Raw genomic sequence first — 14831 nt, forward strand, 5'->3', positions numbered from 1 at the left:
AGATAATATATTAGGGTTTATGCTTAATGGTTTTGATGTTATACCTAATGTTGCAAAATTCATTATTTTTGCGATTATACTAGCAGCAGGATATATTTATTTCATGTAATTATAATAAACCTGCCTTTGGCAGGTAACTTATATTTTTCAAAATTTTTTACTGATGGCGTTTTGTTTTGGCTATTTACATGAAATCGATAACCTGTTCTAACCTATATCAAAATAAAAATATTTTATAACCGTACTAAATATACTTTCAATGGAGGCTCTGCCACAAAACCTTTATTTCTTGATTATATTACCAGTGCTGTGCTCCTGTTATGCAATAATTACTTTTGAGTTACATATCCACGTCAGGAAAAATTCTGACCTTCTGCATGTGAGAAGAAAAATAGAGGTAAAATACATTTTTCAACTGCTGCATGTTTTTATATAAGTGATACTTAAGGTGAACATATGGATAAAACGCTGATTGCCTTCAGGAATGTCTGGAAAACTTACCAGATGGGAGAAGTCCAGGTCAATGCCCTGAAAGACGTGAACGCAGAGTTTGAGAAAGGCGAGTTTACCGCAATCATTGGCCCATCAGGCAGTGGAAAGTCCACTATGATGAACCTTGTGGGCTGCCTTGACGTCCCTTCAAAGGGAGAAATCTTTCTGAAATCTGAAAACATTGCCAGATTAGAAGAATCAGATCTTGCCGCATTGAGAGGAAAAACTATCGGATTTATCTTTCAGCAATATAACCTGATTCCGGGAATGACAGCCCTTGAAAATGTGCTTTTGCCCCTGGAGATCCAGGAAATTGATGACAATATCGCAGAAAAAAGGGCAAAGGAGCTGCTGACTCTTGTTGGGCTTTCTGATAAAATGCAGAACAAACCCACCCAGCTCTCGGGAGGGCAGCAACAAAGAGTCTCGATTGCAAGGGCTCTTGCTAGCAATCCTGAAATTATTCTTGCCGACGAACCAACCGGTGCCCTGGACAGTGTTACCGGAAAAGAAGTAATGACTATGCTTTACAGGTTCTGGAAAGAAAATGGCAAAACCGTAATCATGGTTACCCATGATATGCACTTGGCAAAGTATGCTCAAAGGCATATCGAACTAAAAGACGGAAAAATTGTTCGAGACGAAACTAACCAGGACCAGCTCTGCCCTGAGTACTGAAGGGCATTACAGAGGAAAAACAATGTTTCTTGAAAAAATAAAACTTGGATCAATCAACAGTAAAAAAATAATAGGGAAAAACCTAACTCATAGAGGACTTATTAATAAAAAAAGTGTTCGCAGACAGTTTTTTGGGTTACTACTAGTGTTTCTGATAATTACAGCTGTGTTTAGCTCTCCTTCCCTTGCTCTAAGCACTGATGAGGAAGATTCATCATCGAGTACTTCTGAGGATAAAGATTCTCATGCCTCTTCTCTGAGTGCTCAGCAAGAAGGGATGACTGTTGACCTACTTAACCAAGATCCGGATCCCGTAAAACCTGGAGATATTCTGGAAGTCCGGATTTCGGTCCAGAATACGGGAAATAAAGCAAAAGACAACTGTGTTGTTGAAATCGAACCCAAATATCCCTTCAAACCCCTACCTGGAGAGGAACTATCAAAGAATATTGGTACTCTTGGAAAAAGATATGCAAGTGACCGTGAGAAGGTAGTGAAGTTTAAGGTGGGAGTAGAAGATGATGTCAATAAAGGGAAATATCCCTTGACTGCGCACCTGTATTCAAAAGAAGGAGATAACAACATCTCCATTACTAGCGATCTCATGATTGAGACTGAAAGCGAGTCAAATGCCGAGATTGAGTCAATCAGCCTGGAGAAACTGGTTCCAGGAGAAAAGACAAAAATTACTTTCGGGATCAAAAATGCAGGCAATTCTCCCCTAAAAAATGCGATTTTTTCCTGGGACTGTGCAAACGATGTTATCCTTCCTGTGGGTTCGAGCAATGTAAAGCATATTAACCTTATCGATGTGGGAAAAACTGCAAACGTCACCTTTGATGTTCTTACTAACGTTAACACGGTTCCAGGTCTCTACAAGCTGGATATGACTCTTATCTATGATGATGTTGAAGAACTTAAGACAATCACAGAGGCCGGTACACTTGAAAATGAGAAAAAGAAACAGATAAATAGCAAGGCCGGAATCTACATCGGAGGCACCACTGATTTTGATATTGCTTACACTGAAAGAAGTCCTACAGGCTCTTACACCTTTTCGGTCTCGAACATAGGAAACAATGCTGCAAATTCCGTAAAAGTCTCCATCCCCCAGCAGACAAACTGGACTGTCACGGACGGCAGCAATTCGGTAATTCTCGGCAACTTGAAAAAAGGTGACTATACGGTTGCAGACTTTAACCTCGAGCCAAAATTATACGGAGAAGAGCTGCCCCTCAAATTTGAAATCAGTTACACCTCAAGTGACGGTCAGAGACAGACCGAAAAACAGGAGCTTACACTTTACACAACTGAATCCTCTCCAAATAAAAATTCAGATTCTGAAGAAAGCTCAACTGCTTCATTCTCATATAAATTGGTGCTCCTGGTTGTTTTGGGAATTGCAGGGGTCGCAGTGTACAGGAAAGTTTCAAAAAAGAGAAAATGAATGAGTGAATCCGCAAAGTGTGAACACACAAATATAATGAGTAATTTAGTGATTAGATTCGTGAAGAGAAGACCTTAAGCTTAATATCCGAAGGCTGTAGTGCAATGAAACCTGTAAAGATACTTAGAATCGCTTTTAACATGGTCAAAGCCAACAAATTGCGGAGCTGGCTAACCATTATAGGGGTGATCATAGGCATTGCCTCGGTAATGACCATTGTCACAACCGGGGAATTTTTCCAGGATCAGGTAACCAAAACCCTGGAAGAGCTGGGAGGAGATACGATCACCATCGTTGCCTCGGTCCCATTTAATTTTATAGAGGAAAACGCCTCCCAGGTAATCGTGGAAAGTGAAAACGGAAGTGAAAATGGAAACATAAGCGGGGGTGGAGATGATTTAAGTAACTCCATGGATTTTGGAGAAGTGGAAACCCCGAAACTTACAAAAATGGATGTGTTCACACTCCGCCGTGTTCATGGTATCCAGTATATCAACGTTAACATTGAAACAAGCGCCGAACTGGAATTCGGAGGAAAGAAGACCTCAGTCTATGTCGAGGGTGTGGACCCGCGTGCCTGGCCTAACATCACTAAGAAAAAAGTTGGAGAAGGCAGGATGTTGCAGCCCGGAGACCGTACCTCGGTGGTCATATCCAATGAACTGGCTAACGATGAAGCCCTGGGAAGGCAAATCCGGGTTAATCAGATGATCCTTCTCAACGGTAAGTCCTACAGGGTAATTGGTATTCTGGCAAAGGACGGAGGGTTATTGGGAGGCCTTGGAGGTCTTTTTGGAAGTAGCGTCTACATGCCTTATGAAGAAGTCAATTCTCTTTCAACCACTGAAGAAGGTGTTGATGAAAAAGAGACAGATGTTTATGACTCCATTGAGGTAAAACTCTACAAAAATGTAGACTACGAAGCCACAATAAAAGAAATAGAGAACATGCTGAGACTTTCACACAGGGTTGATGAAAAAAACCAGGACTTCTATGTGAGCTCCGGGAAAGAGGAAATGGAAAACACCAAAAAGCTGATTAACGGCCTTACAGCTTTCCTCGCGTTTATTGCAGGTATTTCTCTGCTTGTAGGTTCTACAGGGATTGCAAATACAATGTTTACATCTGTCCTTGAAAAAACTAAAGAAATTGGAATTATGAAAGCTATCGGAGCAAAGAACAGAGACATCATGCTTATCTTCCTCTGCAATTCTGCAATGATCAGTCTTGTTGGAGGAATAATAGGAATTCTCCTCGGCACAGCTGCTGTCCAAGTGATCCTTTTCCTGATTTCAATTTCAATGAAGGTCCCCTTTGAATTTGCTCTCAGCCTTAAAGGAACCATTATTGCAACTCTGGTCTCTATAATTGTGGGACTGATCGCGGGAATAGTACCTGCGAAGAGTGCTGCTGAATTGAAGCCTGTAGATGCATTGAGATATGAGTAAGCAAGTTTAGAGGGTAGGAGATATTTTTCAGATCCCTTTTGATGAAAGAGTCTCTCAAGGAGTTATAAAGTGACAGATAATAGAGGAAAGTACCAATCAAGAAATATACAGAGAGCAATTCATTCGTCATAAGTGAAGGATTCATTTCTTTCTTCTCTTCCTCTTTTTTTTGAATATAATTCATTTCTTAATCAAACAATTCCTCTCTAAATTTTTCTCTGTTTACATGCGGATCCAATGCTTGACTTTCATATACTCTCATTATAATTTCAAAAGTTCTTTGAATTCTCCTTCTATGCAGAATTACTGTCAACAAATCTGACGCATTCTCTGCAAATATTATACTCCAAAGCAACTATATCTAGCCATTTTTCTCAGAATGAGCTGTTGAGTTTCTTACAAGAGAATAAATCCTTCTGTTAATGATTAATATCAACATTGTGATCTGGATTAGAATTTCAATCACCTGCACATTCGAGCAAAAAAGTATATTGAAGACCTTAAATCTACTTAATAAAATTTTTGCATATTTTTTCCTTTTTTGAATGTGTAAACTAGATTTTGTATTCCTAACCGTTGTCAAAATAGATTATTTGTGTCTAACCCAATAACCACACAGACTCATAAAACAAAAACTTTATATGCAAACTTTACGTACTTCTTCCAGACAGCATTGTACATAGATGGTCATCGAATTTCCCGTAGCGTAAAACATCGGCGAAATACTTTAAAATGGATTTTCAAGTTCCCAAAACAATTTTGATAACTTGTTTGAGAATCCAATTCTTTTCAACTTCTCTTTATTCCTTCGAAATTTATCAAAGTTTGTTAAATTATCAAATTTGTTAAATATTACCCTAAATTCGAGATTGTTAAAGTTTTACCCTAAATTCGAGATGAGTTTATTGACTGATAAAAAGTTGTTAATGGGTAATGAAGCCATTGCACTTGGAGCGATAGAAGCCGGCGTCCAGGTAGTTACAGGGTATCCCGGAACTCCCTCAACCGAGGCTCTGGAAACGATTGCCCGGTATGCAAACAGGTGCGGTATCTATACCGAGTGGTCCAGCAACGAGAAGGTTGCACTTGAAACGGCGGCCGGGGCAGCTTATTCCGGAGGAAAGGCGCTTGTGACCATGAAGCAGGTAGGGTTGAATGTTGCATCTGATCCTCTTATGAGCCTGAGCTACATCGGGGTAAAAGGAGCCCTTGTCCTGCTCATTGCCGACGACCCTGGGCCTCATTCTTCCCAGACTGAACAGGATACAAGAGCTTTCGGGCACTTTGCAAACATTCCTGTCCTTGATCCTGCAACCCCTCAGGAAGCCTACGAACTGACAAAGCTGGCTTTTGAGCTTTCACATGAGTTCGAAATTCCTGTCATCCTTAGAACCACCACGCGAGTTTCCCACAGCTGTGGGGATGTAGAGGTCGCGGTTGCAGAGCCTGCGCCGGTTGAAGCCGTTAGCGAGGGTTTTGTAAAGGATAAACGCTGGACAATCTTCCCGAAACTGACGGCCGAGAGGCACCCCTGGCTTGAAAATACACAGGTACGGCTTTCCGAGCGTTTTTCCGAGCTTTCCTTTAATTCGGTTTCTGGATCGGGAAAAATCGGGATTATTGCTTCAGGAGTTTCAGCCCTTTATGTAAAAGAGGCTGTGAAAACTGTCAGTAATTTTGACGATTTGTTTACACTCTTCAGGATAGGGACAGTGTATCCATTTCCTGAAAAGGCAGCTCTTTCTTTCCTGAAAGGAATTAACCGGCTGATCGTAGTTGAAGAACTTGATCCTTACCTTGAAGAACAGATACTCCAGCTTATAGGTAAAGCCCATCTACCTGTTGATGTTTATGGAAAGAAGAACGGCTTTTTCCCTGTAAGCGGGGAGTATAATGTGGATATTGTCATTGACAGTATCAACCGCGCACTTGCAGCGTGTGGGGAGAATTTACGCCTTTCCCATGCTTCTCCTGCCGTCTCAAGAGATAAACTTCCTCCCCTTCCGGTTCGGGCTCCTACCCTCTGTGCCGGTTGCATGCACAGGATCGTTTTTTACGCTTTCAAGCAGGCTGCAAAACAGCTTAAAAAAGAGTCCCACACTGATACGATTTTCTCAGGAGATATTGGCTGCTATACTCTCGGAAATGCCTACCCACTTAACATGGTCGATACTTGCCTCTGCATGGGAGCTGGGATAAGCATTGCAGGAGGGCTCTCGCGTACGAATCCCAAAGCAAAACAGGTAGCGTTTATCGGGGATTCGACCTTTTTCCATTCAGGCATTCCTGCAGTGATAAATGCTGTCTATAACGGAGCTGACATCACCCTCGCAGTCCTTGATAATCGCACAACTGCAATGACAGGGCATCAGCCTCATCCTGGTATAGGCTTAACCGTCCTTGGAAATACCTCGAAAGCCATTGAAATTGCAGACGTGGTTCGGAGCTGTGGGGTTGAATTTGTAAGAACAGTAAATACTGTAGAGCCGGACTGCCTGGAGAGTTGTGTAAAAGCCGCAAAGGAAGCCATGAATTTTAATTGGCCGTCGGTTCTGGTCTTCAAAGGCAAGTGTGCAGGGATAACAAAACCCGACAAATATTATGAAATAAAACCCGAAGCCTGCACAGGCTGTGGCTTCTGTATAAAAGAACTAGGCTGCCCTGCGCTTAACCTTGCTGGAGATAAGCCTGTTATACAGGATAGCTGCAGCGGCTGTGGGCTCTGTGCGCAAATATGCCCCTCGGAAGCCATCTTCATAGGAGGCGAAAAGCTGTGAAATATGATATTCTGATTGCAGGCGTTGGTGGGCAGGGAGTTGTGCTTGCTTCCCGCATTCTTGCCCTTGCAGCAATGAAAGCCGGATTTCACGTAAGCACTGCCGAAACCATAGGCATGTCTCAGAGAGAAGGTTCGGTCAGCAGTCATATAAGGATAGGAGACGAAGTTTCAGGATCACTTATTCCCATCGGGCAGGCAGACCTGCTTTTAGGCCTTGAACCCGCAGAAACCGTGCGAAACCTGCCTTTTCTTAAGGAAGGCGGAAAGGTACTGGTAAATACCCATGCTATCCCTCCGGCGTCGAGGCCGCCTGGGAGTCCTGAATATAACCCTGCAGCTTTACTTTCGTTTTTATGTTCATATTACCCTGACATTCTCTGCTCTGATTTCACGGAGCTTGCAGGCGATGTAGGGACATACAAGGCTGCAAACGTTGCAATGCTTGGAGCGGCTGCAGGTGCACGAGTATTACCTTTTCATGAAGATATTCTGAAGGCAGTACTGGATGCCGAAATCCCTGAAAAATACAGGGCTGTAAACGCTGCCGCATTCGAACGCGCAAGAAAATGTATTAGATTTATCTCCGGCATCTGAACTGGGGAGCAGAAGGTGAAATCATATGTATGAAGTATCCACTAAGGCTGAACTTGATCCCAATGCACAGCTTTACCATCCCAATATCTCGGAAGAAGATACCTTTGCAAAACTGAAGGCATTGCTGAAGCGCGTAGCTGAAAACAGTCCTTTTTACCAGAAAAAGTTCAAGGAAGCAAATATCGATATCGAAGATATAAGGTCGCTTGAAGACCTGAAGCTTCTTCCCTTTACACATAAAGAAGAACTCAGGGATGCCTACCCTCTTGGGTTGCAGTCAGTACCTGATTCAGAAGTCGTAAGGATCCATTCCTCGTCTGGAACCACCGGAAAACCCGTAATTATTCCTTACACCCGAAAGGATGTAGATGTCTGGGCCGAGATGGTGATGCGCTGTTACATGCTGGCAGGCCTTAACAACCAGGACAGAATTCAGATTACTCCAGGGTACGGGCTCTGGACTGCAGGGATAGGATTCCAGCTTGGAGCTGAACGCCTGGGCGCAATGGCTATACCTACAGGCCCGGGAAATACCGAAAAACAGCTTGAAATGCTTGTTGACCTGAAGTCCACAACTTTAGCAAGTACCTCTTCTTATGCGATTTTGCTTGCTGAAGAAATTGAAAAACGCGGGCTTAAATCCCAGATCCATCTAAGAAAAGGTATTATAGGTTCGGAACGCTGGAGTGAAAAAATGCGCAGTCGAATCGAGACCGAGCTGGGAATAGAAACTTTTGATATTTACGGGCTGACCGAAATCTACGGGCCAGGAATTGGCCTTGATTGTTCATTCCATGAAGGTATGCATTACTGGTCCGACTACCTGCTCTTTGAGATTATCGATCCTATTACGGGCGAGCAGCTTCCTGACGGCACGCTTGGAGAACTTGTAATAACAACCCTCACAAAGGAAGGAGCTCCTCTTATCCGCTACAGGACAAGAGACCTTACCCGGATCATTCCTGGCGTCTGTAAATGCGGCTGTCCTTTTCCGAGAATTGACAGGATCCTGGGACGGTCGGATGACCGTATAAAGTTCAAGGCTGTGAATATCTATCCTGGCCAGATTGAAGATATTATTCACAGGGTTCCGGGCGTAAGCAGCGAATACCAGATCCTGCTTACCCGTAAGGACGGCCGGGACAGCATGATCTTCAGAATCGAGATAGAAAATGCAGAAGACTCCAAAAGGAAAGAGAAAACTGAAAAAGCTCTCAGAAAAGCTTTTAAGGACTTTATAGGCGTAACCGTGGATGTTGTGGGCATGAAGATAGGGGAACTTCCCCGCAGCACGAAAAAAACAAAAAGAGTGATTGATGAAAGGGAGCTGTGAGATCCCCTTTTAACCTTTCATCTCCAATTTCTTCTTTTATTTAATCCATTTTTCACTTGTTTTCTTGTTTATTCTTAATCCGTCTTCCACTTACTTTCTATCAATCGATTAATTACTTAATTATCAATCTCTTTAATCGACTTTTACGGCGCACTCAATTTTATCTCCTTCTGTATTGGATAATTTTCCAGTAGCCTTCTTTTCGTTTTCAAGATCTTTTTTATATACAATAGTCCTGTAAGGGTACGGAATTTCTATGCCTTCCTTATCAAAGCGCTTTTTAATAGCTTCCCTTATTTCGCATCCTGAACTGTGCGCAATGTTTCTGTCTTTGAACCAGACGTTCATGCGGAGGTTTACGGAATACTCACCCAGTTCGACAACACTTACTTTAACTCCTCCTCTCTCTCTAAAATCCGGGTCTACGGGATGTAGCACAGGGGAGTCAAAAAGTCCTACTCCAAAGGTTTCGGACTTAAGTAAGCTGGGCTTTACAACATTATATTTAACCTCCTGCGGAGGCATGACATTGGGATGTTTTCTGGCCTCTTCGATCATGATTCTTCTTGCCTGGTCAATGTCAGCATCATAGCTTATTCCAACGTCAATTGGCCAAATTACTGCGGGGTCTTCTATAGTCCAGTTAATTATCGCTTCATTGCTGATTTTGGAATTGGGGATTATAAGACGCCTGTTATCCCAGGTTATGATAACTGTATGCCTGAGGTTGAGATCCGTAACTTTTCCATATTCGTTCATAATATTCAGTCTGTCTCCGACCCTGAAAGGTTGAAAGATGGCAAGAGAAACCCCTGCGATTATGTTGCTCAGTGTGTTCTGAGCTGCAAGACTTATAGCAATACCGGCAATTCCTGCCCCTGTAAAGAGGGCAACTGAGAGGCTCCGAAGACTAGGAATGCTGAATATAACAACAAGAATTCCCATAAAATAGATTAATGCTACCACAATATGCCTGAACATCCGGAAAGACGTTGGGTCCATATGTAGCCTGGTACTTGCACTCTTAAAATGGCGTTCCAGAAGACGGTTTACGTTCCGTGCAACAAGGACGGTGAACAAGCCAATAAAAATTATGAATAAAAATGTACCGAAGTTATCTGAAAACCATGTAAATGCCTGCTCTAGGCCTCGGTCAAAATAAGACATATTCTCTACAAAAGAAGATTGATTGTCGGGGGTTTCCATGCCCTGTTTGTTTGACAAGAAGCTTTAAATAAATATTGATTTAAAAAAATATAAACTGAAAGAAATATAAACTGTGTAGAAACTAAGTTTGGAATAAACTATCTTAGGACAATTTAATCAAGACTGATGAAGAAGCATTTAAAATAAATGAAAGGAAGATTTACTTCCTTTCCTGGCATACGTAACAAAAACTTCTTTAATCGAAGTTTAGGGATTTATGTGACTACTTACTTACCTCTTTCTCTGGCATATGCAACAAGAGCATCTTTTATCCCGTATTTGAACGCGACTACAATTGCAATTCCCCATGCCAGCGGCCCAAAGAACAGGTAAAGGATACTGGTGTTAACGAGCATCGTGTCCAGTGCCACCAGAATTACGATAAGGAATAGAAAACCTCTCAGTAGAGGAAGGATAATATCTGCCCCCTCTACATTCATACCTCTGATCGTACTTGTAAGGTAATCCATCACTATATCGATAGAAAGAATCCCTATTATCAGAATCAAAATACCTGTAAAAAGCCTGGGTAAATACTCAGTAATACTTATTAGCAACTGGGTAAGCATGGTCAACTGCAAAATATTCGATGCAGTTGTAAGAAATATCAGATACCCAAACAGTCTTACCAATCCGGAAATGATTCCTGAGGCTGTTAGTCCTCCTGATCTGACTGACGCTCCGAAAGGTGTCCTTTCAAATTTCTCGTCTACTCCAATCGAAATAAGCAGATTTTTAATCAGATCACCAATGAAGTCTACAATCAGGAAGCCTATTAAGAGTACAATGAATGCAGAGATCACAAGTGGGATGTAGTATATTACCAGGTTGATGAAATTATTCACTGCCTGGATGTTTAGAATATTAAGGATAATCAAGGCAAAGATGATATAAACGAGCCATCGGATGACTGCATCAAAAAAGCCAACCGTACTCATCTGTCCTCTTCTTATCATTCTACCTATCACGGTTCTATCAACAAGATCATCGAGTCCTATCTTATCCAGTATGCTTGCACCAACTCTTCCAAGAAATGTCCCAAGGATTTTTCCTATAATAATGAGAACAATTATTGCTACTAATGTCGGAATAAATGCTATAAACTGGTCAAGCATACTATATACGCTATTCATAATTTGGTCTTCAGCCATATTAGTCACCCCTATATCCTAGTTCTAAAACTGACGAAATTCCCAAATTCCCCGATTTTTGGAAAAAGCTAATTATATGTTTATCATATTATCCTATTAAATATATAATACATATATTTATCTGCAAGCATATAAAAAGCTTATTTTGCATTGAGAAGTAGATCGCGTTAAGAGTAAACCAAACTTACTCAGAAAATTGACAAAAATATTTGGACTAAATGTTGTACACAGGCTTAAATCAATGGAGCTTTAATTACTGAGTAGTCTATTTTTATTAGAAGGTGAGGCAGAGAAACAAGTATGGGGACTTTTGGTAGAAGAGGATCTAAATCCGGGCTTGCACCTGGAACGCTTGTCCATGTGGGGGAAAAGAAGGTCGAAAAAGTAATAATCCGAGTTCTGGCCTATAACAATGAAAAAATTATAGAAAAAGAGTTGGATTCGGTTGAAGAGTGTTTGGAGTTTAAGGGCCAGTCAGACATCAATTTCTGGATAAATGTAGATGGGCTCGATAGGGTAGACGTTATAGAAAAGCTTGGAAATTATTTCAATATCCATCCCCTTACTCTTGAAGATGTGCTCAATACAGGACAGCGGCCAAAAACTGAAGATTATGATTCATATATTTATACAGTTTTAAAAATGATTCTTCTTGATGCGGAAAAGGAAGAGATTATTATAGACCAGGTAAGCATCATCATTGGCCCGAATTATATTCTCTCTTTTCAGGAAAGGCAGGGGGACGTTTTTGATCCGGTGAGGGAAAGGTTTGAAAACCCGGCTTCTCGCCTGCGGAAAAGCGGGGTGGATTATCTTGCCTACAGTCTTATTGATGCTGTAGTCGATAATTACTTTTTAATTCTTGAGCACTTTGGGGATGAAATCGAATACCTTGAAGAAGGGCTGGTAATACAGCCAAGGCCTGAGATCCTCAAGACTATTCAAAAGTACAAACGGGATATGATTACCCTTCGTAAGTCTGTCTGGCCCCTCCGGGAGCTGATAAGTGGTTTACAGAGGGTCGAGTCCAATCTTATTAAAGAGAATACCAGGTTTTACCTGAGAGATGTTTATGACCATACCATTCAGGTAATTGATTCAGTAGAAGATTTCCGGGATATTTTGTCCTCAATGGTTGATATATATCTCTCCAGCATAAGCTACAGGATGAACGACGTTATGAAGGTTCTGACAGTCATAGCAACGATTTTCATTCCACTTACTTTCATAGCAGGCGTTTACGGAATGAATTTCGAATACATGCCTGAGCTCAAATGGCGCTGGGGCTATCCGGCAGTAATATTTGGAATGACCCTGTTAGCAGTCACTATGTTCATCTATTTTAAGAAAATGAAATGGGTTTGACTTTCTTTTAGCTGGAGACTTCTTCGCTTCTTTTTTGCTCCTCTTCAATTAGCTTTTTTGTTGCTTTTTCTATCAGCTCTGTTTTTATTAGCTTTTCCATTGGGCCTTTTTGTCTTCTGTGCTGATTTCATATCTATTTTTTCTTTAGATTATAGAAACACCTTTAAAAGAAAATAGAAACACCTCTAAAAGAAAATAGAAACACCTCTAAAAGAAAAAATTTTTATAATGTGTGATATCTATATTAAGGAATTCAGAGAATTATTTATAAAGTGTTAGTTCCCAGGATATTATGTACGGCCATTATAATCCCCCTTTTTCAGTAGAACAGGAAGGAATTGTTATTTCCGTGACAAAAATCGGAGAGCAATGGATATACAGAAGGACACTCGGAACGGATAATGTAGAGAAAATTATTCTTGGAGATGAAAAGCGCCTGATTATAAATCCAGTAGAGCCCTTAAACACTCCAAAAGAAATCACTCCCAACCTACTGATAGAGTTTGAGAAAATCCTGCTGCTTGCGGCAGGAGCTAAAAGGAAGATTTTTCTGACTTTTCCGATAGAAATAGGCGTTTTTATCGCGGATAAGGGAGACAAAAATCTCCAGCTTCTTGATGTGCTGAGCCTGGTAAGGCAGAAATTTACCCTTTATGGGGAGGTTTCAAACGGAGTCATCTGTAAGCATTGGAAAAGTCAGATATATTCAATTTCTCCTTCCCCTAACCCTCTACAGGAGGGAGTTATTGAACTGACACTTCGAAATGCTTCCTCGGATTGGGCGTCGATCTCAAAAGTAGTTTTCAGTGCATACGGTATGAAACTTTATTATGCAGGTGATGTTTTTACGCGAGCGCGTATGGATATCCTTAACAAGAACACGGCTGAAACAGGTTTTGAGTTACAGTATCTTAGCGGGGAGTTAAAAAGTAGTCCTCTGAAGGATTTTAAAACCCGGAAAGAAGCTTTCGGAGTCTATAGCCTTCAGAAGCTTGGTTTTGCACCCCTTAAATTTTACATGGGGTGGGGATTTTGATTACTAATCTTGATCTTCTTGAAATAGGCTTGCCTGCCTTAGATGGTACCGTAACTCTGGGATCTGTGTTAAAGTTTATACTAATTCTTTCTTTTTCAATCCTACTTGCCAAAATTCTCTCGCTTTACCTGCGCAGGTCTCTTAAAGACAGAGTCAGTAAAGATATGGCTGAGACTATCATCAAAGTTTTTTACTATGGCATGCTTACTATCGTATTTCTTTCTAATGTATCTCTAATAGGAATTGATCCTTCAGCGTTCCTAGTGGCAGGAGGAGTTACAGGTATTATTCTTGGTTTTGCAAGCCAGAATATTGTGGGGAATCTGGTTTCGGGCTTTTTCCTTATGGTCGAAAGGCCTATAAAAATAGGGGATCAGGTTCAAATTAACGATGTGTCTGGCTATGTCACAGATATCCGCATAATTTCTACCCATATAAGAACCTTTGAGGGACTTCTTGTTCGCATCCCAAATCAGCAGGTTTTTACAACAAATATCACGAACATTGTAGGGCATCCTGTCCGAAGGTTTGAATATACAATCAGGATCCGTTATAGTGACGATGCCAATGCCGCAATCTGGCTTATCAAGGACATTATCGACAAAGAACCCTTTGCTCTCCTTAATCCCTCCCCTTCGGTTTTCGTAAGCGATCTCGGAGAAAGTTCCGTAAATATTTCTGTCAGGATCTGGGCACCTGTGAACGAATGGTTCGGAATAAAAACCAGAATCCTGTGGAATATAAAACAGGCTTTGGAAGAGAATGGCATAGAGATTCCGTTACCACAGCGTATAATTCGCATTCAGACCGATTTTCAGAAAGTCCCTGAAGAACTGAAGCCGGTAAAAGAAATCGAAAGTATACTAAATTACGAAGAAAGAGTTTTATCCTGAGTAAACCTGTTACGCAGACAGATTTGTCTCAAATATTTTGATTTTTATTGTTTATTTACTTATTTACTTATTTACCTATTTTTACTTATTTTTACTTATTTACTTATTTACTTATTTACTTATTTACCTATTTTTACTTATTTTTACTTATTTTTACTTATTTTTACTTATTTTTACTTATTTTTACTTATTTTATTTACTCATTTTATTATGTTATTTAAGTTACTATGCAAAATCTTCTTGTTGATAGGAAACTATTATAGTAAATATTTTCCTTTCTCATTTTGAACAATATTCGTTAGTAATTTATATGAAGCAAATGACATTTTTGCATGAAGTTTATGAGATTCTGAAGTCAATGGAAGTCAATGAAATTATGAAATCATGTAATTGCAAAATATCATGAGAT

General features: G+C 40.7%; 11 protein-coding genes and 1 pseudogene. 9 read left to right on the forward strand and 3 right to left on the reverse strand.

Going from position 1 to position 14831, the window contains the following annotated elements; translation table 11 throughout:
- The first annotated feature begins 456 nt into the window (after window positions 1-456).
- The 3 genes from BP861_RS00165 to BP861_RS00175 all read left to right on the forward strand — a co-directional run bounded on the left by BP861_RS00165 (window position 457) and on the right by BP861_RS00175 (window position 4065).
- Window positions 457-1170: an ABC transporter ATP-binding protein gene (locus BP861_RS00165; RefSeq protein WP_292371405.1), complete on the forward strand. Its 714-nt coding sequence runs from the start codon at window positions 457-459 to the stop codon at window positions 1168-1170.
- A gap of 22 nt (window positions 1171-1192) precedes the next feature.
- Complete coding sequence (locus BP861_RS00170; protein WP_292371407.1) at window positions 1193-2617, forward strand: COG1361 S-layer family protein; 1425 nt, start codon at window positions 1193-1195, stop codon at window positions 2615-2617.
- Between the two features lie 104 nt (window positions 2618-2721).
- Window positions 2722-4065: an ABC transporter permease gene (locus BP861_RS00175; RefSeq protein WP_292371408.1), complete on the forward strand. Its 1344-nt coding sequence runs from the start codon at window positions 2722-2724 to the stop codon at window positions 4063-4065.
- 187 nt (window positions 4066-4252) lie between these two features.
- Here the strand turns inward: BP861_RS00175 and BP861_RS00180 are convergent.
- Window positions 4253-4546, reverse strand: a pseudogene (locus BP861_RS00180) (IS4 family transposase); the annotation flags it as partial.
- A gap of 415 nt (window positions 4547-4961) precedes the next feature.
- On the opposite strand from BP861_RS00180, the gene iorA reads away from it, so the two are divergent.
- The 3 genes from iorA to BP861_RS00195 are packed head-to-tail and all read left to right on the forward strand — an operon-like array spanning window position 4962 to window position 8771.
- Window positions 4962-6842, forward strand: coding sequence for an indolepyruvate ferredoxin oxidoreductase subunit alpha (iorA, locus tag BP861_RS00185; protein WP_292371410.1), 1881 nt, complete (start codon window positions 4962-4964; stop codon window positions 6840-6842).
- Window positions 6839-7438, forward strand: a complete 600-nt coding sequence (locus BP861_RS00190) for an indolepyruvate oxidoreductase subunit beta (protein ID WP_292371412.1) — start codon at window positions 6839-6841, stop codon at window positions 7436-7438. The genes iorA and BP861_RS00190 overlap by 4 nt, the downstream gene beginning before the upstream one ends.
- Before the next feature lie 25 nt (window positions 7439-7463).
- Entirely contained in the window at window positions 7464-8771 is a 1308-nt protein-coding gene (locus BP861_RS00195) for a phenylacetate--CoA ligase family protein (RefSeq protein WP_292371414.1), read from the forward strand.
- 132 nt (window positions 8772-8903) lie between these two features.
- On the opposite strand, the gene BP861_RS00200 is transcribed toward BP861_RS00195, so the two are convergent.
- A complete protein-coding gene (locus BP861_RS00200) occupies window positions 8904-9977 on the reverse strand; it encodes a mechanosensitive ion channel family protein (RefSeq protein ID WP_292371464.1) in 1074 nt (357 codons plus the stop codon).
- A gap of 227 nt (window positions 9978-10204) precedes the next feature.
- Window positions 10205-11128 (reverse strand): mechanosensitive ion channel family protein, encoded by a 924-nt coding sequence (locus BP861_RS00205; protein ID WP_292371416.1) that lies wholly within the window; start codon window positions 11126-11128, stop codon window positions 10205-10207.
- A gap of 300 nt (window positions 11129-11428) precedes the next feature.
- On the opposite strand from BP861_RS00205, the gene corA reads away from it, so the two are divergent.
- The 3 genes from corA (at window position 11429) to BP861_RS00220 (ending at window position 14422) form a co-directional block, all read left to right on the forward strand.
- Window positions 11429-12493, forward strand: a complete 1065-nt coding sequence (corA, locus tag BP861_RS00210; protein WP_292371418.1) for a magnesium/cobalt transporter CorA — start codon at window positions 11429-11431, stop codon at window positions 12491-12493.
- A gap of 292 nt (window positions 12494-12785) precedes the next feature.
- Window positions 12786-13529, forward strand: coding sequence for a DUF432 domain-containing protein (locus BP861_RS00215; RefSeq protein WP_292371419.1), 744 nt, complete (start codon window positions 12786-12788; stop codon window positions 13527-13529).
- Complete coding sequence (locus BP861_RS00220; protein ID WP_292371420.1) at window positions 13517-14422, forward strand: mechanosensitive ion channel family protein; 906 nt, start codon at window positions 13517-13519, stop codon at window positions 14420-14422. The genes BP861_RS00215 and BP861_RS00220 overlap by 13 nt, the downstream gene beginning before the upstream one ends.
- The last annotated feature ends 409 nt before the right edge of the window (window positions 14423-14831 follow it).

Source organism: Methanosarcina sp. UBA411 (assembly GCF_002495725.1).
In the GTDB taxonomy this organism is placed as follows: domain Archaea; phylum Halobacteriota; class Methanosarcinia; order Methanosarcinales; family Methanosarcinaceae; genus Methanosarcina.